This is a genomic window from Micromonospora sp. NPDC048909 (genome assembly GCF_040649635.1).
In the GTDB taxonomy this organism is placed as follows: Bacteria; Actinomycetota; Actinomycetes; order Mycobacteriales; family Micromonosporaceae; genus Micromonospora.
The window spans coordinates 162334-185471 of sequence record NZ_JBEZFU010000003.1 but is presented as its reverse complement, the minus strand read 5'-3'; the positions used below and the strand labels follow the sequence as shown (position 1 = coordinate 185471).

The following is a 23138-nucleotide window of genomic DNA, read 5'->3' as shown; positions in this document are numbered from 1 at the left end:
CCTGTGACCTGCGGAAATGAGGCCGGCCTACACGTTGAAGCGGAACTCCACCACGTCGCCGTCCTGCATGACGTACTCCTTGCCCTCGATCCGGACCTTGCCGGCGGCCTTGGCGGCGGCCATGCTGCCGGTGTCGAGCAGGTCGGCGTAGGAGACCACCTCGGCCTTGATGAAGCCGCGCTGGAAGTCGGAGTGAATGACCCCCGCGGCCTCCGGCGCGGTGGCGCCGATCGGGACCGTCCAGGCCCGCGCCTCCTTGGGCCCGGCCGTGAGGTACGTCTGGAGCCCGAGCGTACGGAAGCCGACCCGGACGAGCTGGTTCAGGCCGGGCTCGTTCTGCCCGATCGACTCCAGCAGTTCCCGGGCCTCCTCCTCGGGCAGGTCCACCAGCTCCGACTCGATCTTCGCGTCCATGAAGATCGCCTCGGCGGGGGCGACCAGGGCCCGCAGCTCGTCGAGGAACTCGGCGTTGCCCAGCTCGGCCTCGTCGACGTTGAAGACGTAGAGGAACGGCTTGGTGGTGAGCAGGTGCAGCTCGCGCAGGTGCTCCAGCTCGATGCCCGCCTTGGCGGCGCCGGCGTAGAGGGTGACGCCGGTGTCGAGCAGCTCGACGGCCTTCTTCGCGGCGGTCACGGCGGCGGCCCGGTCCTTGCGGAGCTTGGCCTCCTTCTCCAGCCGTGGCACCGCCTTCTCCAGGGTCTGGATGTCGGCCAGGATCAGCTCGGTGTTGATCGTCTCGATGTCGTCGGCCGGGGAGACCTTGCCGTCGACGTGCACCACGTTCGGGTCGGAGAACGCGCGGACCACCTGGCAGATCGCCGAGGCGTCCCGGATGTTCGCCAGGAACGCGTTGCCCCGGCCCTGCCCCTTGGAGGCGCCGCGCACCAGGCCGGCGATGTCGACGAACGACACCGGCGCGGGCAGCACCTTCTGCGAGCTGAAGATCTCGGCGAGCTTGCCCAGCCGCTCGTCGGGCAGCCCGACGACGCCGACGTTGGGCTCGATGGTGGCGAACGGGTAGTTCGCCGCGAGCACGTCGTTCTTGGTCAGCGCGTTGAACAGCGTGCTCTTGCCCACGTTGGGCAGGCCGACGATGCCGATGGTGAGACTCACGACGAGCCAGCTTACGCCGGTGCCGTCGGGGGCCGGGCAGGCGGTGCGGTGTCGCGTACCGGAATCGGCCGGCGGCCCACGCCCGCCGGGCCCGGCCCGACCCGGCCGGTGGTCAGCTGAGCAGGCGCGGGGCGATGATCGCCTCCCGGACGGTGCCGTCCGTGCCGCGGCTGATTTCGTACGCCGAGACGCCCTCCCGGTCGGCGACCGCCTCGACGAGCTTGTCGCCCCGGTAGACCAGGCCGACGCCGTCGTCGGTGCAGTGCGCGACCGGCAGCGTGCCCTCGCCGACGAGGCGGTGCATCAGCGGCCGACGCTGCTCCTCGCTGTCGTAGTGCACCCCGTTGCCGTAGGGAAGCCAGCCCAGCCCGTCGGTGAACCCGCGCAGGTCGGGGCCGAAGCTGTCGGTGGCCCCGCCGACGTGCCAGCAGATCGAGCCGGCGGAGACGCCGCCCAGCACCACCCCGGCCTGCCAGCACTCGTGCAGGATCTCGTCGAGGCCGTGTACCCGCCAGACGGCGACCAGGTTGGCCACGCTGCCGCCGCCGACCCAGATCACGTCCTGGGCGAGCAGGTGGGCGCGGATGTCCTCGACGTTCGGCATCGGGAAGAGCGCCAGGTGGGACAGCCGGAACCGGGTGCCGGCGAACGCGCCGTAGACGGCGGTCAGGTTGGTGGGCTGGTCACCGACGGCCTGCCCCAGGTAGCAGATGCGCGGCTCCGGGCCGGCCTGCGCCAACTCGGCCCCGAGGTCGAAGATCGGGCCGGGCCGCAGGACCTGCGGGCCGCGGCCCCGGGCGAAGAAACCCATGCTGGTGGCGAGGATGGTCGGTTCGCTGGCGGGCACGGTCGTCCTTCCGTCGGGAGCACCGCCCATCCTGCCGGAGCCGGCGTCGCGGCGTCGGCCGGCCCCGGGGTTGCCCGGCGCCCGCGACGGAGAACGCCCCGACCGCCGGTCAGCCGCGGCGGAGCTGGCGGGGCACGACCGACCCGGCGGGCCGGGCGGTGGCTGTGGGCTCTTCGGCGGGCAGCTCGGCGGGTGGAAGAGCGCCCGGGGGCAGCTCGCGGGCGGCGGCGACCGGAAGCGTGAAGCGGGCCTCGGCCTTGTCGCCGGCGGCACGCGACTCACGGAGCATCCAGCGCACCTCGTCGGCCGTCCAGCCGAGCCCGCGCCGGCCCGCGATTTCCCGGACCAGCCGCAGACCGGCCCGGGTGTCGTCGTCGTAGAAGCGCATGCACCAGTGATGCGCCCACATGCCGAGCGCCCGCAGCCCGTCGTCGTCGAGGGAACGGACCAGGCGGCCGCACGCGGTGTCGGGGAAGGGCCGGGCCGGGTCGGCGGGGCGATCGCGTTCGATCGCCCCGACGGCGGCCGGCGCCACCGCACGCATCCGGCGGTAGAAGGTCTGGAGCACGGCCCGGTCGAGCGGGGGGTGCCCACTCCGCGTCGCTTCGCGACCCGCCACGCTCGCCATCGCCGCACCCCTTCTTGAGTTGGTGGCCGGACGGTACCCGCCGGCACCGACACTTTCGGCACCGCCGAGCGCTCTCCGCCGCGGTGACCCGTTGCGACCCCTTTGCTCTGCTTCACTCCCGGCAACACTGAGCGCCATGATCTGTTGCCTCGGCTGAAGCAGAGCAAAGGACGCGCCGAGGGATGGCCGCTCCCCCGCCACACCGCCCTGACCTGCGACGTCGGCCGGTCGCCGGGCGGATCAACCGTGCCGCCCGGGGCGCGGGGTGCGGTGTCGCGGGACCGGCGGCGCGCGATCGAACCGCCCGGTCAGCCCTCGGCAGACCCGGGCAGCGCGGACCCGGGCAGCGCGGACCCGGGCAGCGCAGACCCGGGCCGGCGGCGGTGGCTCCAATCGATCAGCGGCTGGAGCAGCACCATCAACTCCCGGCCGTCCGGGGAGGGCGCGTAGCGGATCTGGACCGGCGAGGTGGGGATCACCGTCCGCTCGATCAGCCCGTCGCCCTCCAACTCCTTGAGCCGCTGGGCGAGCAGCCGGTCGGAGATCCCGGTCACCGCGGCCCGGTACTCGCCGAACCGGCGCGCCCCGCGCACGCCGGCCAGCAGGATGGCACCGGTCCACCGTCGGCCGACCAGCTCCAGCGAGTCCTGGAAGACCCGGCAGCCGGTGTCGTCGATGTCCTGGTAACGCCGCAGGTCGAAAGGCTGAGGAGTAGTCACTCACCAAAGATTAGTAGCTAACCTGCGGTTTGCCCAGTCGCCGGTCCCTCCGCACGCTTGACCCATGACCGATTACGGACACCCGATCAGCTTCGGCCTGAGCCTGGATCCGTCCGCCGACAAACTGGGCGAAACGCGATATCTGGCTCGAGCCGCGGCCGACGGCGGGTTGACCTACCTCGCCGTCCAGGACCATCCCTACCAGCCCGGCTACCTCGACAGCTGGACGATGATCAGCCATCTGGCGGCCGAGACGAGCCGGATCTCCTTCCTCACCGACGTCGCCGACCTGCAACTGCGCCCGCCGACCATGCTCGCCAAGGCCGGCGCGTCGCTCAGCGTCCTCACCGGCGGCCGGGTCGTCCTCGGCGTCGGCGGTGGCGCGAGCGCGGACGGCATCGCCGCCATGGGTGGCGCCCGACGCAGCGGCGCCGAGACCATCGCGTACACCGAGGAAGCGCTGCAGATCATGCGCACGGCGCTGGCCGGTGGCGCGGTCCGGTTCGACGGCGAGCAGCACACCGTCGAGGGGTACGCTGGCGGGCCGGTGCCGCCGTCCCCGGTTCCGCTCTGGCTCGGCGGTCAGCGGCCCCGCATGCTCAGCGTGGCCGGTCGGCAGGCCGACGGGTGGATCTCGCCACTCAACATCTACGTCCCACCAGCCGAGGTGCCGAGCAAGCAGCAGATCATCGACGACGCGGCGCGGGCGGCCGGGCGCGACCCGGCGGCGGTACGCCGGATCTACAACGTCATCGGCGCGATCGGGCCGCAGAGTGGCGGCACCGGGCTCGTCGGCAGTGCCCAGCTCTGGGTCGACACCCTGACCCACTGGGCGGTCGACCTCGGCTTCGACACGTTCATCTTCTGGCCGATCATGTCGCACCGCGCACAGCTGCGGGCGTTCACCGACCGGGTGGTTCCGGCCGTCCGCGAGCAGGTGCTCGAGATTCGAGGGCAACAGTGACCAGCAAGCTTTCCCGGCTACCCGAGGCGCTGACCGGCAAGCTCGTGACCCCCGGGGACCGTCGGTACGCGTTGCTGCGCTCGACGTACACCACGCAGCACAGCCCGGCCGGCGTGCTGCTGCCGGAGACCACCGCCCAGGTGGCCGACGCGGTCCGCTACGCCCGCGAGCAGGGGCTGCCGGTCGCCGTCCGCAGCGGCGGGCACGGCCTGGCCGGCACCTCCTCCAACGACGGCGGCCTGGTCATCGACCTGTCCGCGATGAACCGGGTCGACGTGCTCGACGAACGGTCCCGGCTGGTCCGGGTCGAGGCGGGCGCTCGCTGGGCGACGGTGGCGAAGGCGCTGGCCCCGTACGGGTTGGTGATCAGCTCGGGCGACCACGGCAACGTGGGCGTCGGCGGCCTGGCCACCGGCGGTGGCGTCGGCTGGCTGGCCCGCCGGCACGGGCTGACCATCGACAACGTCCGGGCGGTGGAGGTGGTGCTCGCCGACGGGACGGTGGTCCGCGCGGACGCGGAGCACGAACCCGAGCTGTTCTGGGTGGTCCGCGGCGCGGGGGCCGGGGCCGGCATCGTGGTCGCGTTCGAGATCGAGGCGGCCGAGGTCAGCAACGTCGGGCTCGCCCAGATCGCCGTCGAGGCCACCGCCGACGGGGGCACCCTGCGCCGGTGGGCCGAGTACCTGTCGCAGGCGCCCCGGGAACTCACCACCGCCGCGGTGCTCTTCGCGAACGGGCGGTCGGCGGTCCTGTCGATCACGGCCGTGGTCGCCGCGGAGAGCCTGCGCCGGGCCCGGCCGCTGGTCGAACCGCTGCTCGAGATCGGCCGGCTGCTCGACCACCGGACCGACCTGGTGCCGTACCCGGCCCTGGTGCCGCTGGCCCACCTGCACCCGAACGTCGGCCAGCAGGCCAGCGACACCACCAACAGCCTGCTCACGATGGACGACGGCAGCGCCCGGGCGATCATGCGGGCCACGACCGGGCCGCACCGGGCCGTGGTCCAGCTGCGGTCGATGGGCGGGGCGATCAACGATGTCGACGCCGGCGCGACCGCGTACCCGCACCGGCACCAGGACACGCTCGCCGTCGGCTCGGTCTTCCCGCCGCAGGGTCGCGCGGCGCTGGACGCCGCCTGGCGGCGCGTCGCCGAGCGGGCCGACGGCGCGTACGTGAACTTCGAGGGCCGGCCGGACCGGGCGGCGTTCGACCGGATCTACCCGGGTGAGACCGGTCGCCGGGTGACCCAACTGTGGCGCCGGTACGACCCGGACGGCGTGTTCCGGCCGGCCCTGCTCACCAAGCGGGCCGGCGGCGCGGACCCGAGGATCCGGCCGAGCATCCGGGAAGCGGGAAGCCAGCCGACCGAGCGGGCAGCCGGGGCCCGGCCGAGCGTGCGGGACGCGGGCGGCGCCGACCGCCGGAAGCCGGCAGCCCGGCGCGGCGGGGGCAACCGGGGGCGGCGGCGCTGACCGCCCACGCCCACGTCCGATTCCCGCCAGCGGTAGCCCGCGGAACCGGAGCATCATCGGTGGCGTGGAGTTGGACTTCGAGCGGTGCTATCGGGCGGTCGACAGCCGTGACCAGCGATTCGACGGCTGGTTCTACACCGGCGTGACGTCGACCGGGATCTACTGCCGGCCGTCCTGCCCGGCGACCACTCCGAAGCGGCAGAACGTCCGGTTCTTTCCGTCCGCCGCGGCGGCGCAAGGGGCCGGGCTGCGAGCCTGCCGGCGCTGCCGCCCGGACGCGGCGCCCGGCTCGCCGCAGTGGGACGTCCGCGCCGACGTGGTCGGCCGGGCGATGCGGCTGATCGCCGACGGGGTGGTGGACCGCGACGGCATCCCCGGCCTGGCGTCCCGGCTCGGCTACACCGAGCGGCACCTGCACCGGATGCTGCGGGCCGAGATGGGTGCCGGACCGCTCGCGCTGGCCCGGGCCCAGCGGGCGCAGACCGCCCGGATCCTGATCGAGACGACCGGCCTCGGCATGGCGGAGATCGCGTTCGCGGCCGGGTTCGGCAGCGTCCGGCAGTTCAACGACACCGTCCGCGAGGTGTACGGGGTCGCCCCGACCGAGCTGCGTCAGTCCCGTGGGCAGCGCTCCGCCCCGGTCGGCGCCGGGACCATCACGCTCCGGCTCGCGTACCGCCCGCCACTGCACGCCGGCGCGCTGCTCGACTTCCTCGCCCTGCGGGCGCTGCCGGGGGTGGAGGAGGTTCGCGACGGCACGTACCGCCGTGGGCTGCGGCTGCCACGCGGCGCGGGCGAGGTGGCGCTGACCCCGGCGGACGGACACGTGTCCGCCACCCTGCGCCTGACCGACCTGCGCGACCTGGCACCGGCGGTGGCCCGCTGCCGGCACCTGCTCGACCTGGACGCGGACCCGGTGGCGATCGACGCCACCCTCGCCGCGGACCCGGCGCTGGCCGCCGCGGTCGTGGCGGAGCCCGGCATCCGAGTTCCCCGCGCGGTGGACGGCTTCGAGATGGCGGTCCGGGCCGTCGTCGGACAGCAGGTCTCGGTGACCTCCGCCCGCACCACCCTCACCCGCCTCCTCGCCCACCTGCCTGCTGATCATGAGGTGGACGGCGATGCGGATCTCCCTGGCCGCCGCGAACCTCATGATCGACGGGTTGCGGGGGGCGGCTTGCGGGGGTTTCCCGATGCGGAGGGGGTGCTGGGGGTGGCGGACGAGGGGTTCGGGATGCCGGCGGCCCGGCGGGAGACCATCCGGGGGCTGGCGCGAGCCGTCGCCGAGGGGGAACTCGACCTCGCCCCGGGCGGCGACCGCGAGGAGACCGTGCGCCGACTGGCCGCACTGCCCGGCATCGGCCCCTGGACCGCGGGCTACGTCGCGATGCGCGCGCTCGGCGACCCGGACGTCCTGCTCCACACCGACCTGGCGGTCCGGCGCGGCGCGGCCGCGCTCGGCCTGCCCGACCAACCGACAACCCTCGACGCGTACGCCGACCGCTGGCGACCCTGGCGGTCCTACGCGCTGATCCGACTCTGGAGAGCGGCATGACCACTATCGACAGTGCGGTGCTGGCCACCCCGGCCGGCCCGCTCAGCATCCTGACCGGCCCGGACGGCGCGGTCCGGGCGGCCGGCTTCACCCCCGACCCGCTGGCGCTGCTGCCCCTGGTCCACCCCACCCTGCGGGCGCCGCTGCGGCAGCGCACCGACCTCGGCCCGGTCAGCGCGGCCGTCCGGTCCTACCTGGACGGCGACCTCGCCGCCATCGACGCGGTGCCGGTCGAGCAGCGCACCGGCGGCGAGTTCATGGCGCACGCCTGGCAGGTGCTGCGCGAGGTGAAGCCCGGCGAGCCGGTCACCTACACCGGGTTCGCCGGGCTGGCCGGCCGGCCACCGGCGGTACGCGCCGCCGCGGCGGCCTGCGCCCGCAACGCGGCGGCCCTCTTCGTGCCGTGCCACCGGGTGCTGCGCACCGACGGGACGCTGGGCGGCTACCGCTGGGGCCTGGACGTGAAGAAGTGGCTTCTCGGTCATGAGCGGCCGTTGACGGCAAGCTGACACCAGATCGGTTCACATTTCCCGCTACCGTCGGGTAGTGCCTGCGGAGAGCGACGGCGTCCCGGCCGCCCGGGTCGCCGCGGGCCCCCACCCGGTGCACAACCTCTGGCGGCTGCGCCGCTACCTGCGCCCATACCGGGTCGAGTTCGGCTGGCTGCTGGCCGCCGGGCTGGCCGCCACCGCCGCGAGCATCGCCGTGCCGCTGGTGGTGCAGCGGGTCGTGGACGGCCCGGTGGCCCGGCACGACCCGCCCGGACTGCTCCGCCTCGGCGGCCTGGCCCTGATCCTCGGGCTGGCCGAGGCGGTGCTGATCTTCATCCGCCGCTGGGTTCAGTCCTCCTCGGCGGTCGGCATGGAGGCGGCGTTGCGCGCCGACGTCTACGCCCACCTGCAACGGCTGCCGGCCAGCTTCCACGACCGGTGGCAGTCCGGCCAGTTGCTCTCCCGGATCACCAGCGACCTGTCGGTGATCCGCCGCTTCCTCTCGTTCGGCCTCTTCTTCCTGGTGCTCAACCTGGTCACCTACGCGGTCGTGGTGGTGCTGCTGATCCGGCTGCACCCGGTGCTGGGCCTGCTGGTGGCCGTCAGCGCGGTGCCGCTGTTCCTGATCAGCCGCCGCTTCGCCCGGCACTACCACGCCGCGTCCCGGCGGATGCAGGACCAGCAGGGCGACGTGGCAACGCTGGTCGAGGAGACCGCGCAGGGGCTGCGCACCATGAAGGCGTACGGCCGGGGACCGGAGCTGGCGGCCCGCTTCGGTGTCGCCGCCCGCGCGCTGCACGACACCGGGGTCGGCAAGGGCCGGCTGCTGGCCCGTACCTCGGCGCTGCTCGACCTGGTGCCGAACCTGACCCTGGGGGTGGTGCTGGCCGCCGGGGCGTCCGCCGCCGCCCAGGGCGTGCTCACCATCGGCGAGCTGGTCGCCTTCGTCACCCTCCAGCTGATGCTGATCTGGCCGGTGCAGTCACTCGGCTGGATCATCGCCAATGGACAGGAGGCCGCGACCGCCGCCGACCGGATCCAGGAGGTGCTGGACACCCCGCCGCGGATCGTGGACGCCCCCGGGGCGGTCGCACTGGCCCGCTCGGCGGTACGCGGACTGCTCCGCTTCGAGCAGGTCTCGTTCCGCTATCCGGGCACCCCGGAGCCGGTGCTGCGCGACGTCGAGCTGACCGTCGAGCCGGGCGAGACACTGGCCCTGGTCGGCGCGACCGGCTGCGGCAAGAGCACCCTGCTCTCCCTGGTGGCCCGGTTGCACGACGTGACCGGCGGTCGGATCACCCTGGACGGGCACGACCTGCGCGAGCTGCGGCTGGACTCGCTGCGCCGGCTGGTCGGGGTGGCGTTCGAGGAGCCCACTCTCTTCTCCATGTCGGTCCGGGAGAACCTCACCCTCGGCCGCCCCGAGGCCGGCGAGGAGGAGGTCCGGGCCGCGCTCGCGCTCGCCCAGGCCGACTTCGCGTACGACCTGCCGTGGGGGTTGGGCACCCGGGTGGGCGAGCAGGGGCTCTCCCTCTCCGGCGGGCAGCGCCAGCGGTTGGCGCTGGCCCGGGCGGTGCTCGGCCGGCCGGCGCTGCTCGTCCTCGACGATCCGCTCTCCGCCCTCGACGTGCAGACCGAGGCGCTGGTCGAGGCGGCGCTGAAGCGGGTGCTGCGGGAGAGCACCGCGCTGCTGGTGGTGCACCGGCCGTCGACCATCGCGCTGGCCGACCGGGTGGCGCTGCTCGACGGGGGACGGATCACCGCGGTGGGCAGCCACTCCGAACTGCTCACCACCGTTCCGGCGTACCGGGCGCTGCTCTCTGCCGAGCCGCCGCGAGGCGGGCCGACGACCTCCGGCCGGGGCGCCGGGGCCCCGTCGGACGGGCGCGGGCTGGTGCGGTCGTGACGACCAGGGCGTCCGGGCGGCGGCGACCGTCCCGGGACGCCGGCCGCCCGCGATGGCGGGGCCGCCGCCCGCCGCCCGAGCCGGAGGCCGCCCCGGCCGGCGGCGAGCCTCCGGAGCTGACCCGCTGGCGCGGGCAGGCGACCGACCCGGACGCGGATCGCAGCCGGGCCGAGGACAGCAGCCCGGAGGCGGTCGCCCGGCTACGGGTCCGCAGCCGGGCGCTCCTGGCCGACCTGCTGCGCCCGCACCGTGGCCGGCTGACCTCGGCGGTGGCGTTGCTGCTGGTCCAGAACGGCGCCGCGATGGCCGGGCCGTACCTGGTCATGCTCGGCATCGACCGGGGTATCGGGCCGCTGCGGGCCGGTGACTACCGGCCGCTGGCCGCGGTCGCCGGGGCGTTCGCGGCGGCCGCCTTCGTGGAGTACGTGGCCCGCCGCGGTTTCCTCACCCTCTCCGCGCGGATCGGCCAGGCCGTCCTGCTGGATCTCCGCCGCCGGGTGTACGGGCACTTCCTGCGCCTGCCGGTGGCCTTCCACGAGCGGTACACCTCCGGCCGGATGGTCTCCCGCCTGACCAGCGACCTCGACTCGATCGCCGAACTGGTCGACGGCGGTATCGACAGCCTGGTGCTGGCCGCGCTCTCGATCCTGTCGGTGGCCGGCATCCTGCTCTGGCTGGACCTGCCGCTGGCCGCGGTGACCCTGCTCGCCTTCCCGTTCCTCTACCTGCTGTCCCGCTGGTTCGCCCGGGCCTCGGCCAGCGCCTACCGGCGCACCCGGGACTCGGTGGCCCTGGTCATCGTCCACTTCGTCGAGTCGATGCGAGGCATCCGCGCGGTGCAGGCGTACCGCCGCGAGCCCCGCAACCAGCGGATCTTCGGGGCGCTCAGCGACGATTACCGGCGGGCCAGCCTGCACGCGTTCCGGCTGATCGCCACCTACTCGCCGGGGATCAAGGTGATCGGCAACGTGACGGTGGCCGTGGTGCTCTGCTACGGCGGTTGGCGGGTGCTCGGCGGGCGGACCGAGATCGGCGTGCTCGCGGCGTTCCTGCTCTACCTTCGGCGCTTCTTCGAGCCGATGCAGGAGCTGAGCCAGTTCTACAACTCGTTGCAGTCCGCCACGGCCGCCCTGGAGAAGCTGGCCGGGGTGCTCGACGAGCGGCCCGCGGTGGCCGAGCCGGCCCGGCCGACGCCGCTGTCCGCCGCCCGCGGCGAGCTGGCGTTCCGCGCGGTCTCCTTCGGCTACCGGCCGGACGCGCCGATCCTCGCCGAGCTGGACCTGACCATCCCGGCCGGGCAGACCGTCGCGTTGATCGGACCGACCGGCGCGGGCAAGTCCACCATCGCCAAGCTGGTCGCCCGGTTCCACGACCCGGTCGCCGGCACGGTCAGCCTGGACGGCGTCGACCTGCGCGCGGTGGCCGACGCCGACCTGCGCCGGGCGGTGGTCCTGGTGACGCAGGAGACCCACCTGTTCAACGGCACCGTCGAGGAGAACATCCGGTTCGGCCGTCCGGACGCGGACGACGCGGCGGTCCGGGAGGCCGCCCGCGCGATCGGCGCGCACGACTTCATCGCCGCGCTCCCCGACGGGTACGCCACCCAGGTGCACCGCCGCGGCGGGCGGCTCTCCGCCGGGCAGCGGCAGCTGGTCGCGTTCGCCCGGGCGTTCCTGGCCGACCCGACCGTGCTCATCCTCGACGAGGCGACCTCGTCGCTCGACGTGCCCACCGAACGGCTGGTGCAGCAGGCGCTCGGCTCCATCCTGCGGGACCGGACCGCGGTGGTCATCGCGCACCGACTCTCCACGGTGGAGGTCGCCGACCGGGTGCTGGTCCTCGACGGCGGGCGGATCGTCGAGGACGGTCCCCCGGAGCAGCTCGCGACGGCCGACGGCCGGTACGCCGCGCTGCACCGGCAGTGGCGACAATCGCTGCGCTGACTACAATCAGCCGGCACCGTACAGCCGCTCACGTCCCGGAGGCTCCGGGCCGGACCACCGCCTGGTCGACGCGGCGTCAGACTCACGGGGGAGGGTGCGGGCGTGCACGCACGACGACGCATGACCATCGCAGGACTGGCCACCGCCGCCTGCCTGCTGGGCGCGACCGCGGTGGTGCTGGCGCCGCGGCTGGACACGGACGGCACGCCGGTCGGCACCACACCGGTCGCCGGGACCGCGCCGGCCGGCACGGACGCGACGCCGGCCGGGCCGGGCTCGACCGCCGGCCTCGGTGCGCGGGCCTCCCGGTCGGCGGGCCCGACCGGCGCGGCGGTCACCGCCCGACCGGCGGGGGCGGTCGCGAAGGACACCCCGGCTTCGATGTCGTACCTGCGGGACCGTTACCGGGTCAGCCCGGACGACGCGGCCCGCCGGCTCGCCCTGCAGGAGCAGTCCGGGCCACTCGCCGCCCGGCTCGCCGAGGAGTTCCCCGACGCGTACGCCGGGATGTGGCTGGACCAGGCTGACGGTGGCGTGCTCACCATCGCGGCGACCCGGACCGACCTCCTGCGCAGCGCGGTCGCCGGGGTGCCGGACGCGGCACACGTCCGGGTGGTGCCGGTGCGTCACTCGCTGCGGCAGCTCACCGCGGCCGCGGGCCGGCTGGCCGGCACGCTCGACGCGACCGCCGGCACCGACGTGATCGTCGACGAGCAGGCCAACGGGGTCGTGGTGCTCACCGGCGACGTGGTCGACGCCGCCGACGCCCGGCTGGCCGCGGCGCTCGGCGGGGCCGGGGTGCCGGCCAAGGCGCGAGCTCGACTCTCCGGCGCCGCGGTGCCGAAGGCCTGCGACCCGCGGTACTGCGCGAAGGCGCCGATGCGCGGCGGGATCCGCCTCGACGTGCCCCGCGACGACGGCACCGTCGGCGGCTGCACCAGCGGCTTCAACGTCCGGTCCCGCTCCGGCGAGTCGTTCGTGCTGACCGCCGGGCACTGTGTGGTCGGCGGCCGGCACCAGCAGGTGGACCGGACCTGGCACCAGTTCCTCGGCCCGAAGGTGCCGGTGGGCGTGGAGTCGACCAGCCCGGTGCTGGCCGAGAACGCCTTCCCCTACGACTACGCGGTGATCCCCTACCAGCCGGGTGCGCTGGACCGCTGGGCCTACCCCCGGCGGCCCGGCACCAACCCGGTCAGCCTGGTCAACTACTGGTGCGTGCCGGACAACCCGCGCTGCACCGACGAGCAGGGCAGTCGGGACGTGGCGGTCACCGGTTACGTCGCGGCGAACGCCATCCAGGTCGGCTGGATCGTCTGCGCGACCGGGTCGGCGTACACGCCGAAGGCGGGCGAGACGTACGTCGACTCGGGAGCCGGCGCGGGCTACATCCCGGGCACCCGGTGCGGGGAGATCACCGGCCGCGGCAGCGGCGGCATCGACGTACGGATCTGCGCCCGCCCCGGGGACAGCGGCGGGCCGCTCTTCACCGAGTCGGACGGCAGGGCGCTGGGCATCCTCTCCAACGGCGACCCGGGCCAGGGCCCCTGCACCAACCCGAACGAGCACAACTCGTACGCGCCGGTCTCCACCGTGCTCGACCGGGTTAACTCGCGCACCGGCGGGACGCTCGGCTTCCAGCTCTCCACCCTGGGCCCGCTGCTCAGCCCGATCGCGCCGTAGCACCCCCGGGCGCGATTTCGTCGTGGCGCGCGGGTTAACCCGTGGTCCGGCCGTTGCGGGCTGCCTACGATCGCAGGATGACTGATACGGCGAGGACGGCCCGCGCCGGTGTCCCCGAGCGTCCGACCCTGGACGGGCTCGAGGAGAACTGGGCGCGCCGCTGGCAGGAGGAGGGCACGTACGCGTTCGACCGCTCGAAGCAGCGCTCGGACGTGTACGCGATCGACACCCCGCCGCCGACCGTATCGGGCGAGCTGCACATGGGGCACGTCTTCTCGTACACGCACACCGACACCGTCGCCCGGTTCCAGCGGATGCGCGGCAAGGCGGTGTTCTACCCGATGGGCTGGGACGACAACGGCCTGCCGACCGAGCGTCGGGTGCAGAACGTCTACGGGGTGCGCTGCGACCCGGCGCTGCCCTACGACCCGGTCTGGCGCCCGCCGGCCACCCCGGTCTCCGACGACGCCCGGAAGAACCCGACGCCGGTCTCCCGGCGCAACTTCATCGAGCTCTGCGAGCGCCTCACGGTCGCCGACGAGCAGGTCTTCGAGGCGCTCTGGCGGCGGCTCGGGCTGTCGGTCGACTGGTCGCTGACCTACACCACGATCGGCCGGGCGGCCCGGGCCACCAGCCAGCGGGCGTTCCTGCGCAACCTGCTCCGCGGCGAGGCCTATCAGGCGGAGGCGCCGACGCTCTGGGACGTCGGCTTCGGCACCGCGGTGGCCCAGGCCGAGTTGGAGGACCGGGAGCGGCCGGGCGCCTACCACCGGCTGCGGTTCACCGGCCCGGGCGGGCGCGAGGTGCTGATCGACACCACCCGCCCGGAGCTGCTGCCGGCGTGCGTGGCGCTGGTCTGCCATCCGGACGACGAGCGCTACGCCGACCTGGTCGGCGCGACCGTGCGCAGCCCGCTCTTCGGGGTCGAGGTGCCGGTGCGCGCGCACCCGCTCGCCGATCCGGCCAAGGGCACCGGCATCGCGATGGTCTGCACCTTCGGCGACCTGAACGACGTGACCTGGTGGCGGGAGCTGCGGCTGGACACCCGGGTGGTGATCGGCCGGGACGGCCGGCTGCTGCCGGAGCCGCCGGCCGGGGTGCCGGCGCAGCCGTACGCGGCGCTGGCCGGGCAGACCGTCAACGGCGCCCGCCGGGAGATCGTCGCCAGGTTGGCCGACGCGGGTGACCTGATCGGCGAGCCGCGGCCGATCACGCACCCGGTGAAGTTCTACGAGCGGGGCGACCGGCCACTGGAGATCGTCTCCACCCGGCAGTGGTATCTGCGCAACGGCGGGCGCGATCCGCAGCTGCGTGCGGAGCTGCTGGCCCGGGGGCGCGAGCTGCACTGGGTGCCGGAGCACATGCGGCACCGCTACGACCACTGGGTGAGCGGCCTGACCGGCGACTGGCTGGTCAGTCGGCAGCGCTTCTTCGGGGTGCCGGTGCCGGTGTGGTACCGGCTCGACGACGCTGGCGAGCCGGACCGGTCCCAGCCTCTCACGCCCGACGAGTCCGCGCTGCCGGTTGACCCGTCCACCGACCCGCCGTCCGGCTACGACGAATCCCAGCGTGGACAGCCCGGCGGCTTCGTCGGCGACCCGGACGTGCTCGACACCTGGGCCACGTCGTCGCTGACCCCGCAGATCGTCGGCGGCTGGGAGACCGATCCGGACCTCTTCGCCCGGGTCTTCCCGATGGACCTGCGTCCGCAGGGGCACGACATCATCCGGACCTGGCTCTTCGCCACCGTGGTCCGCTCCCACCTGGAGCACGGCGTGCTGCCCTGGCGGGACACCGAACTCTCCGGCTGGATCCTCGACCCGGACCGCAAGAAGATGTCCAAGTCCAAGGGGAACGTGGTCACCCCGCTGGCGCTGCTGGAGCAGCACAGCTCGGACGCGGTGCGGTACTGGGCGGCGAGCGGCAAGCCGGGGATGGACCTGGCCTTCGACCCGGCCCAGATCAAGATCGGTCGGCGGCTCGCCACCAAGCTGCTCAACGCGTCGAAGTTCGCGCTCGGGCTGGGCGCCGCCGACGCGTTGCGGGCCGTCGCGACGGAGCCGCTGGACCGGGCCATGCTCGCCGAACTCTCCACGGTGGCCGCCACCGCGACGGCCGCCTTCGAGGGGTACGACCACACCGCCGCCCTGCTGGCCACCGAGTCGTTCTTCTGGCGGTTCTGTGACGACTACATCGAGCTGGTGAAGGAGCGGGCGTACGGCACCGGGCCCGGGGCGCAGTCGGCCCGGGCGGCGCTGGCCACCGCCCTCTCGGTGCAGCTGCGCCTCTTCGCTCCGGTGCTGCCGTACGTCACCGAGGAGGTCTGGTCCTGGTGGCGCTACGGCTCGGTGCACCGCGCGACGTGGCCGACCACCCACGAGGTGGGCCGGGCGATCGAGGGTACGGGTGATCCGGAGCTGCTCCGGCTCGCCGGGGACGCGCTCAGCCAGGTGCGGCGGGCCAAGTCGGAGCGGAAGCTCTCGATGCGGGCGGAGGTGCCGCTGGCCGAGGCGCTCGGCCCGGCGGCGCTGCTGGAGAAGCTGATGTTGATTTCGGACGACCTGCGGGCCGCCGGGCGGATCGGCAAGCTCGACCTGCTCCCGGACCGCACCACCGAACTCGTCATCGCCTCGGCCTTCTGACCGCCGGGGCCGCCCTCACCAGCCCCGCAGGAAGCGGAGACCGAGCAGGAAGGCGACCACGGCGGGACCGACCAGCAGGGTGATGGCCTGGAGCCGGTACGGCATCCGGTGCCGGGTCAGCTCGACCGCGTTGCCGAGCACGATCACCCCGGCGAGCATCAGGAACGCACCCCACCAGCCGGTGGCGCCGAAGTCGACCAGGCCGGCCTGGATCAGCTGGAAGGTGGCGCCGAGCAGCGCTCCGGCCAGCGCCAGCAGCGCCACCGCCCGGTGCAGCCCGCGCGCCAACGGGTGCGCCGGCCGCCAGTAGTAGGTGCCGGCGATGGCCAGGCAGGGCACCATGATCATTACCGGCCAGCCGCGGTTCATCACGCCGAACATCAGCAGCGCTCCGGTGGCGAAGACCAGGGCGCCGACGCAGGCGACGACGTAGCCGGCGAAGGCCCGGCCCCCGCCCCGGGCGAGCAGCGGCCCGCCGCACGCGGCGATCAGGGCGCCGGGGATCAGCACGAACCCCGCCCACCAGTGGAAGTCACCGCTGCCCTGCGCGACCGTCGTGGTCGCCGCGGCGGCCAGCCCGGCCAGCGCCAGACTCACCAACCAGTGCCTCGTGCTGCCTGAGTAGGGCTCACGCGGCAGCACCCGCCCCGCTTCTGCACTCACGGCTCCAGCCTCTCCGACCAAGCCGGAGCGGTCCATCCGGCCAGCCCTACCATCCGTCACCCGGCAAGCACCATCCTGCCCGCGCGGGCCCGAACCGACCCCTCGGTTACGGCCGCGCCCGCTGACGTGCGCCGGGAACCTCGGCGCCCGCTCGGCTCTGCTCAGCGCCATGGACGGCGTATCCGCCGATGAGAACCGGGTACCGGGGTCGCTGGGGGGAACCCGGAGGGAGATCCGTCTCGGGGTCGAGGCATCGGGTGGGTGGCCGCTCCGTCCCGTTCTGCGCCTGAGCGTCGGCGATCTGATCCGGCCCGCTTCCACCGTCGATGATCTTCACGTAGTAGCCATGGTTCTTCACGCGGACCGCCTCGGACTGCTGGGCCTGCGCCACCCGCATTCCCCGGCCCAGGGGTAGTGGTGGCAGGCACCACGTCGGGCCGACCGGCCGTGCGGACAGGCGGACAGGTCTGCTGAAAAGGGTCCTGGCGTGCCGAAGTCCTCGCTGAGAACCGACAGTCATGCCTCAGCGTCATCACTACGACGCTGAGGCATGACGCTCATCGGGGTGTCGCCGCCGAGCGGCCGGACGGGCCGGGCGCACTGCGCCCGGCCGCCACCGGGTCCGGTCCCGGCCGGTTCAGCTCGTCTCGCCGGCCACGCTGAACGACCGCAGTCGGTCGATCGCGAGCACGGTGAAGCCGACGCTCACCAGCCCGGTCATCACCGCCGCCACCGGCACCGAGACGCTGGTCTCCAGCAGCCCGGTCGGGGCCAGCCGGTCGGCGAGCGCGATCACGTACTGCTGGATGGAGAGGACCTTGGTGCCGCTGACGAAGTTGCCGAGCAGACCCTCCCAGATCAGCACGTAGACCAGGCCGAGCAGCACCGGTCGCCGGGTGAGCAGGCTGAGCGCCAGGAAGAGCGCCGAGTAGGCCAGCGCGCCGAGGCACCCGGCGGCGGCGAGCGCCAGGCCGAGGCTCACCGAATGGGCCAGTACACCCGCGACGTAGAGCGGCACGGCGACGGTCGCCGCGGTGACGCCGGTCGCCACCGCCAGCTTGGGCAGCACGATCTGCCAGCGCGGCAGCGGCTTGGTGAGGATATGCACCACCGTGCCGTCGTCGATCTCGGCCCCGAGCACGCCGGTGCCGACGATCAGCGCGACCACCGGCAGCACCACGGCCAGCCCGAGGCCGACCAGCACCGGCGGCCCCCACTCGCCCGGGTCCACACCGAGCGAACGGGAGAGCACGGCGAGCAGCACCAGCACCACCGGCAGTGGGAAGAGCAGCAGGAACCGACGACGACCGAAGAGGCCTCGCGCGGTGATCCAGGAAACGGTCGACATGTCTCAGGCCTCCACCAGGTAGGAGAAGACGCTCTCCAGGGACTCGTCCTCGGGCAGCAGCTGCCGGACCCGGATGCCCTTCGCCAGAGCGATCTTCGGCAGCGCCCGGGTGAAGGCGCCGTAGTCGCCGGCCCGCACGGTCAGCCCCGTGCGCCCCAACTCCACCCCGGTCACCGACGGCTCGGCCATCAGCGCGACGGCCAGCGCCCGGTCGTCGGTGGAGTGCACCGCGAAGACGTGCGGTCGGTTGGTCATCAGCCGGCGGATGGTCCGGAAGTCACCGGACGCGGCCAGCCGGCCGGCGACCATCACCTGGACGGTGCCGGAGACCTGCTCGACCTCCTCGAGGATGTGCGAGCTGAACAGGATCGTCCGGCCGGCGTCACCGAGGCGGTGCAGCAGCTCCATCATGTGCAGCCGCTGGCGCGGGTCCATTCCGTTGAACGGCTCGTCGAGCAGCAGCACCTGCGGGTCGTGCACCAGCGCCGCGGCCACCCGGGTGCGCTGCCGCATGCCCTTGGAGTAGGTGCCGATCCGCCGGTCCTGCGCGTCCTCCAGCTCGACCAGCGCGATCGCCCGGCGGGCCGCCTCCTGGGGATCCGGCAGCCGGTGCAGCTTGGCGCTCGCCAGCACGAACTCGTACGCGCTGAGGAAGGTGTGCACCGCCTCGCGCTCGCTCACCAGCCCCAGCCGGCGGTAGACGCCCGGGTTGCGCCAGGTCGGCTCGCCGTCCAGGGTGACCGCCCCGCGGGACGGGGTGAGGAAGCCGGCCATCATGTGCAGCAGGGTGGTCTTGCCGGCGCCGTTGGGCCCGAGTAGCCCGGTGACCCCGGGGCCGAGGCGCATGCTGACGTCGTTGACCGCGACCACGTTGCCGTACCAGCGGGAGACCCCCGTCAGCTCCAAGGTGCTCGTGGTCGGGGCGGGCGGCTCGCCGACCGCCGTGGGCCGGGCAGTGCCGGCGCTGATCGCGCTCATCGGGAGGCCACCTTCCGGTACCGGGCCAGCAGCAGGGTGACGCAGAGGGCGATGAGCAGCACGGCGACGATCGCGTAGACCGGGCCGAAACCGCCGATCATGGAGCTGGTGTCCGGGGCGTTCTCCCCGGTGATCAGCAGGTCACCGAGGGACCAGATGCCGACCCCCTGCACCAGCGTGGACGGCGAGGCGAGGCCGGCCAGCTCGTTGAGCGTCCGGGACGGCATGATCGACAGCGTGCCGACGATCGGTGTGGTCATCAGGAAGACCGCGACGATCCCACCGGCGGCGAACGCCCGCTTGCCGGTGAGCGAGGCGACCAGCAGCCCGACCGAGGCGAAGACCGCCGCCCAGAGGCCGGCGTAGAGCAGGCCCGGCAGCAGGTCGAGCAGCTCGTTCCAGACCCCGCTCATGCCGTCGTCGGTGGTGAACGCGGCCCCGAGGAACATCACCAGCTGCGGCCCGCCGAGCAGCAGCCACAGCGCGGTCACCAGGGCCAGCAGCTTGGCCAGCGGATAGTCGGTGCGCGGCAGCGGTCGGGAGAAGTAGAGCGGCAGCACCCCGCTGCGCAGGTCCCGGGAGACCAGTTCGGGGGCGACCACCGCGACGAAGAAGATGACCAGCCAGCTCATCGCGTCGGCGAACTGGGCGTAGGTCATCACCACCTCGCCGATCTGGCTGCGCACCGCGGTGACACCGGCGGCGACCAGGGTGACGATGCCGACCACCAGCCACGGGAAGATCTTGGCCTTGGCGCTGCGGCCGAGGCCGAACGCCGTCCGCAGGCCGTGCAGGTAGAGCGCGCCGAAGACGTGCCGGCGGCCCAGCCGCGGGCCGGTGTAGCGCTGGTAGCCGATGTCGTGGATGACGCCGGTCGGCTCAGACATTGCTGGGCTCCCTCGTGGCGAAGAGCTCGGCCACCCGGTGCCGGCGCTGGTCCAGCCGGTGCAACGGCAGGTCCAGCTCGGCGACCGCGCCGAGGATCAGGTCGTAGGTGCCCTCGTCGGCGAGCTCGACGAGCAGCAGCCGCCCGTCCCGGCGCACCGGCAGGTGCAGCGCGGCGAGCCGGCCGGCCAGCTCCTCGGTGCCCTCGCTGACCTCGACGGCGAGCACGTCGATGGCCGAGGTCATCGCGGAGATGTGGTCGGCGCGCAGCAGCCGCCCGCCGTCGATGGCGACGAGCGTGTCGCAGATCCGCTCCACCTCGCCGAGCAGGTGCGAGCAGACCAGCACCGAGATGCCGAACTCCGTGCCGATCCGGTGCACCAGGGCCAGCATGGCGTCCCGGCCGGCCGGGTCGAGGCCGTTGGTCGGCTCGTCGAGCAGCAGCAGGTCGGGGTCGTGCACCAGCGCCTGGGCGAGCTTCACCCGCTGCTTCATGCCGGTGGAGTAGCCGCCGACCGGGCGGTAGCGCTCCTCGTAGAGCCCGACGTGCCGCAGCGCCTCGGAGGCCCGCTCGCGGGCGACGGTGCGCGGCAGCCCGCTGATCCGCCCGAGGTGGGTGACCAGCTCCGAGGCGGTGAGGTCGGGCGGGAGCGCGTCGTGCTCGGGCATGTAGCCGACCCGGGCGCGGACCGCGGCCGAGTCTGCGGTCGGGTCCAGGCCCAGCACCTGCACCCGGCCGCTGGTCGGTGCGAGCAGGCCGAGCAGGATCTTGATCAACGTCGACTTGCCGGCGCCGTTCGCGCCGACCAGCCCGATGATCCCCGGCTCGACCGCGACGGTGAGGTCGGCCAGCGCGGTGACCCCTCCCCCGTACGTCTTGGTCAGCGACTCGGTCGCGATGAGTGTCACGCCGCCAGCCTAGGCAGCCACCGCCCGTCCCGGTGCCCGGCGCGCCCCTGGTCCTCCCCCGATCCTGGGGGCGGCCGACCCCTAATGCGTCTCCCCGTCGCCGGGCCCCGGAGGGCCGGCGCCACCACCGGTAAGGCTTTCGTAACGCCGTGTCCGGGCCTGCGGCGACAGACTGTGCCCATGTCCGCTCGCCTGCTGCGCGCCCGCCTGACCTGGGTCACGCTCGCCGTGCTCCTCGTCGGGGCCACCCTCGGTCTCTGGTGGTTCCAGCCATGGAAGCTGGTCACCGACGCCGAGGTCGACGAGGCGCTGACCGTGGTCTCCACCGGCGCGCCGACCACGCCGGCCGCGAGTAGCAGCGGCACCCCGAGCACGCCCGCCGAGCCGGCCGCGCCCACGGTCGTCCGCGCCGGCACGTTCGTCACCCACGAGCACGACACCGCCGGCACCGCCCGGATCGTCCGGGACGCGGCCGGCCGGCACCGGTTGGAGCTCGTCGGTCTGTCCACCTCGAACGGCCCGGACCTCCGGGTGTGGCTCACCGACCAGCCGGTACGCGACGGCACGGCGGGTTGGCGGGTCTTCGACGACGGCCGCTGGGTCGAGCTGGGCCGGCTCAAGGGCAACCGGGGCAATCAGGGTTACGAGATCCCGGCCGGCGTGGACCTGACCGGGTTGACCAGCGTCTCCATCTGGTGCAAGCGGTTCGCCGTCTCGTTCGGGGCGGCTGCGCTGGACCCGCCGGCCTGAGCCGACGGCGGCCGCCCCGCTCCGCCCGCGCTCCGATCGTGGAGTGGCGCCCTCGACCGATCGCCGGTCGGCTGCGAAACTGTGTGCCGGCCGGCGAGTAGGGGGTGCGATGAGCAACGGGTGGGTGCTGCCCGACGAGGTGCTCCGGGACGCGCCGGCGTACACGCCGCGCCCCGGGGAGCTGGCCGACCTGGAGCTGCTGCTGACCGGGGCGTACACCCCGCTGACCGGCTTCATGACCCGGGCCGACCTGGTCTCGGTCAGCCGCCGCGGCCGGCTCGCCGACGGCAACCCGTGGCAGGTGCCGGTGACCCTCCAGGTGCCGGCCGCGCTCGCCCAGTCGTTCGATCCGCGCGACCCGGAACGCCGCGCGCTGGTGCTCACCGACGGCGAGGGCGCTCCGATGGCCGCGCTGGACGTGGCCGACACCTGGCTGGTCCGGGACGGGGTGGCCGCCGTCGGCGGGGTGGTACGCCGGCTCGGCGACGGCGCACACGGGCCGTTCCAGCGGCTGCGCCGCAGCCCGGAGGAGGTGCGCGCGCTGCTGCCACCGGGCCGGGTGCTCGGGGTGATCGCCGACCGGCCGCTGCACCGCCCGCAGCTCGCCCAGATCGCGCACGCCGTCCGTACCCTCGGCGCGCACCTGCTGATCCTGATTCCGATCGGCGAGGAGGGCTCCGGCGGGCTGCCGCCCGAGGCGCTGGTGCGCGCCGTCTTCGCCGCCCGGGACCGGATGCCACCGGCCACCCTGGTGGCCGTGCCGCTCTCCCGCCGCCCCGACGAGATCAGCGACGCGCTGCTGCGGGCCCGGGTGTCGGCCGCGTACGGCGTCACCCACCTGCTGTCGACCGGCGAGATGCTCTCCGGCGCCGGGCTGCGGGTGCTGGTGCCGCGTGAGCTGGCGTACGACAACCGGGACGGGCAGTGGCGCTGGCGGGAGGACATCCCGCCGCGCAACCGGCGACTGGCGCTGACCCAGGCCGAGATCAACGATCTGCTGGATCGGGGCTTCCCGCTGCCCGAGTGGCACACTCCGCCGGCGGTGGCCAAGGAACTGGCCCGGGCCCGGCCGCCGCGCCGGCACCGCGGGCTGGTGCTCTTCATGACCGGGCTCTCCGGGTCGGGCAAGTCGACAATCGCCCGGGGGGTGTCCGACGCGCTACGGGAGAGCGGCGACCGGACGATCACCCTGCTCGACGGGGACGTGGTCCGCCGGGAGCTCTCCGCCGGGCTCGGGTTCGGCAAGGCCGACCGGGATCTGAACGTGCGCCGGATCGGCTGGGTGGCGGCCGAGATCGCCCGGCATCGCGGGGTGGCGATCTGCTGCCCGATCGCCCCGTACGCGGCGGCCCGGGCGGCCGCCCGGGAGATGGCGCTCGCCGCCGGGGCGGGCTTCCAGCTGGTGCACGTCGCCACTCCGCTGGAGGTCTGTGAGCGGCGCGACCGCAAGGGGCTCTACGCGCGAGCGCGCGCCGGCCTGATCACCGGGATGACCGGCGTCGACGACCCCTACGAGGAGCCGACCGACGCCGACCTGGTGCTGGACACCAGCGAGCTGAGCGTCGACCAGGCGGTCCAGGCGGTGCTGCACCACCTCACCGAGACGGGCTGGGTCGAACCCAAGCTCCAGTCCGCCTGATCCCGG

19 protein-coding genes are annotated in these 23138 nt (G+C 73.9%); 10 read left to right on the top strand and 9 right to left on the bottom strand.

The window, feature by feature from the left end; all coding sequences use genetic code 11:
• Positions 1-27 precede the first annotated feature (27 nt).
• The 4 genes from ychF to AB0C04_RS10150 all read right to left on the bottom strand — a co-directional run bounded on the left by ychF (position 28) and on the right by AB0C04_RS10150 (position 3307).
• Positions 28-1113 (bottom strand): redox-regulated ATPase YchF, encoded by a 1086-nt coding sequence (gene ychF, locus AB0C04_RS10165; RefSeq protein WP_357051172.1) that lies wholly within the window; start codon positions 1111-1113, stop codon positions 28-30.
• Positions 1114-1225: 112 nt separating this feature from the next.
• On the bottom strand, positions 1226-1990 hold the full coding sequence (locus AB0C04_RS10160) for a peptidase E (protein WP_357051169.1): 765 nt from the start codon (positions 1988-1990) through the stop codon (positions 1226-1228).
• A gap of 79 nt (positions 1991-2069) precedes the next feature.
• Positions 2070-2588, bottom strand: coding sequence for a hypothetical protein (locus tag AB0C04_RS10155; RefSeq protein WP_357051166.1), 519 nt, complete (start codon positions 2586-2588; stop codon positions 2070-2072).
• 308 nt (positions 2589-2896) lie between these two features.
• Positions 2897-3307, bottom strand: coding sequence for a helix-turn-helix domain-containing protein (locus AB0C04_RS10150; RefSeq protein ID WP_357051163.1), 411 nt, complete (start codon positions 3305-3307; stop codon positions 2897-2899).
• Between the two features lie 64 nt (positions 3308-3371).
• Here AB0C04_RS10150 and AB0C04_RS10145 point away from each other — a divergent pair, with 64 nt between their 5' ends.
• The 8 genes from AB0C04_RS10145 (at position 3372) to valS (ending at position 15960) form a co-directional block, all read left to right on the top strand.
• Positions 3372-4271 (top strand): LLM class flavin-dependent oxidoreductase, encoded by a 900-nt coding sequence (locus tag AB0C04_RS10145; protein WP_357051160.1) that lies wholly within the window; start codon positions 3372-3374, stop codon positions 4269-4271.
• Positions 4268-5743 (top strand): FAD-binding oxidoreductase, encoded by a 1476-nt coding sequence (locus tag AB0C04_RS10140; protein WP_357051157.1) that lies wholly within the window; start codon positions 4268-4270, stop codon positions 5741-5743. The genes AB0C04_RS10145 and AB0C04_RS10140 overlap by 4 nt, the downstream gene beginning before the upstream one ends.
• Positions 5744-5807: 64 nt before the next feature.
• Positions 5808-7298: an AlkA N-terminal domain-containing protein gene (locus AB0C04_RS10135; RefSeq protein WP_357051154.1), complete on the top strand. Its 1491-nt coding sequence runs from the start codon at positions 5808-5810 to the stop codon at positions 7296-7298.
• The gene (locus AB0C04_RS10130) at positions 7295-7807 is read left to right on the top strand and encodes a methylated-DNA--[protein]-cysteine S-methyltransferase (RefSeq protein WP_357051151.1); all 513 of its coding nucleotides are present in this window, start codon (positions 7295-7297) and stop codon (positions 7805-7807) included. Before AB0C04_RS10135 ends, AB0C04_RS10130 begins: the two co-directional genes overlap by 4 nt.
• Before the next feature lie 37 nt (positions 7808-7844).
• Positions 7845-9695, top strand: coding sequence for an ABC transporter ATP-binding protein (locus AB0C04_RS10125; RefSeq protein WP_357051148.1), 1851 nt, complete (start codon positions 7845-7847; stop codon positions 9693-9695).
• 116 nt (positions 9696-9811) lie between these two features.
• A complete protein-coding gene (locus AB0C04_RS10120) occupies positions 9812-11638 on the top strand; it encodes an ABC transporter ATP-binding protein (protein ID WP_357052210.1) in 1827 nt (608 codons plus the stop codon).
• A 120-nt stretch (positions 11639-11758) separates the two neighbouring features.
• A complete protein-coding gene (locus AB0C04_RS10115) occupies positions 11759-13318 on the top strand; it encodes a trypsin-like serine protease (protein WP_357051145.1) in 1560 nt (519 codons plus the stop codon).
• A 77-nt stretch (positions 13319-13395) separates the two neighbouring features.
• Entirely contained in the window at positions 13396-15960 is a 2565-nt protein-coding gene (gene valS, locus AB0C04_RS10110; RefSeq protein ID WP_357051141.1) for a valine--tRNA ligase, read from the top strand.
• A gap of 15 nt (positions 15961-15975) precedes the next feature.
• On the opposite strand, the gene AB0C04_RS10105 is transcribed toward valS, so the two are convergent.
• The 5 genes from AB0C04_RS10105 to AB0C04_RS10085 all read right to left on the bottom strand — a co-directional run bounded on the left by AB0C04_RS10105 (position 15976) and on the right by AB0C04_RS10085 (position 20743).
• The gene (locus AB0C04_RS10105; protein WP_357051138.1) at positions 15976-16623 is read right to left on the bottom strand and encodes a hypothetical protein; all 648 of its coding nucleotides are present in this window, start codon (positions 16621-16623) and stop codon (positions 15976-15978) included.
• 637 nt (positions 16624-17260) lie between these two features.
• On the bottom strand, positions 17261-17971 hold the full coding sequence (locus AB0C04_RS10100) for an ABC transporter permease (RefSeq protein WP_357051135.1): 711 nt from the start codon (positions 17969-17971) through the stop codon (positions 17261-17263).
• 3 nt (positions 17972-17974) lie between these two features.
• Positions 17975-18949, bottom strand: a complete 975-nt coding sequence (locus tag AB0C04_RS10095) for an ABC transporter ATP-binding protein (RefSeq protein WP_350871465.1) — start codon at positions 18947-18949, stop codon at positions 17975-17977.
• Positions 18946-19836 carry an ABC transporter permease gene (locus AB0C04_RS10090; protein ID WP_350871463.1) on the bottom strand — a complete coding sequence of 297 codons (891 nt, stop codon included), beginning with the start codon at positions 19834-19836 and terminating at the stop codon, positions 18946-18948. Before AB0C04_RS10090 ends, AB0C04_RS10095 begins: the two co-directional genes overlap by 4 nt.
• Positions 19829-20743, bottom strand: coding sequence for an ABC transporter ATP-binding protein (locus AB0C04_RS10085; RefSeq protein ID WP_357051130.1), 915 nt, complete (start codon positions 20741-20743; stop codon positions 19829-19831). Before AB0C04_RS10085 ends, AB0C04_RS10090 begins: the two co-directional genes overlap by 8 nt.
• A 180-nt stretch (positions 20744-20923) precedes the next feature.
• Between AB0C04_RS10085 and AB0C04_RS10080 the strand changes: the two genes are divergently transcribed.
• Positions 20924-21493 (top strand): DM13 domain-containing protein, encoded by a 570-nt coding sequence (locus AB0C04_RS10080; RefSeq protein WP_357051127.1) that lies wholly within the window; start codon positions 20924-20926, stop codon positions 21491-21493.
• Between the two features lie 109 nt (positions 21494-21602).
• Positions 21603-23132 carry an adenylyl-sulfate kinase gene (gene cysC, locus AB0C04_RS10075; RefSeq protein WP_357051124.1) on the top strand — a complete coding sequence of 510 codons (1530 nt, stop codon included), beginning with the start codon at positions 21603-21605 and terminating at the stop codon, positions 23130-23132.
• The last annotated feature ends 6 nt before the right edge of the window (positions 23133-23138 follow it).

What these genes read in the sequence shown, in the direction of transcription:
- AB0C04_RS10160 (WP_357051169.1), bottom strand. Translation starts at nt 1,990, where the DNA reads ATGGGCGGTGCTCCCGACGGAAGGACGACCGTGCCCGCCAGCGAACCG.
- AB0C04_RS10155 (WP_357051166.1), bottom strand. Translation starts at nt 2,588, where the DNA reads ATGGCGAGCGTGGCGGGTCGCGAAGCGACGCGGAGTGGGCACCCCCCG.
- AB0C04_RS10145 (WP_357051160.1), top strand. Translation starts at nt 3,372, where the DNA reads ATGACCGATTACGGACACCCGATCAGCTTCGGCCTGAGCCTGGATCCG.
- AB0C04_RS10130 (WP_357051151.1), top strand. Translation starts at nt 7,295, where the DNA reads ATGACCACTATCGACAGTGCGGTGCTGGCCACCCCGGCCGGCCCGCTC.
- AB0C04_RS10115 (WP_357051145.1), top strand. Translation starts at nt 11,759, where the DNA reads ATGACCATCGCAGGACTGGCCACCGCCGCCTGCCTGCTGGGCGCGACC.
- valS (WP_357051141.1), top strand. Translation starts at nt 13,396, where the DNA reads ATGACTGATACGGCGAGGACGGCCCGCGCCGGTGTCCCCGAGCGTCCG.
- AB0C04_RS10100 (WP_357051135.1), bottom strand. Translation starts at nt 17,971, where the DNA reads ATGTCGACCGTTTCCTGGATCACCGCGCGAGGCCTCTTCGGTCGTCGT.
- AB0C04_RS10095 (WP_350871465.1), bottom strand. Translation starts at nt 18,949, where the DNA reads ATGAGCGCGATCAGCGCCGGCACTGCCCGGCCCACGGCGGTCGGCGAG.
- AB0C04_RS10090 (WP_350871463.1), bottom strand. Translation starts at nt 19,836, where the DNA reads ATGTCTGAGCCGACCGGCGTCATCCACGACATCGGCTACCAGCGCTAC.
- AB0C04_RS10080 (WP_357051127.1), top strand. Translation starts at nt 20,924, where the DNA reads ATGTCCGCTCGCCTGCTGCGCGCCCGCCTGACCTGGGTCACGCTCGCC.
- cysC (WP_357051124.1), top strand. Translation starts at nt 21,603, where the DNA reads ATGAGCAACGGGTGGGTGCTGCCCGACGAGGTGCTCCGGGACGCGCCG.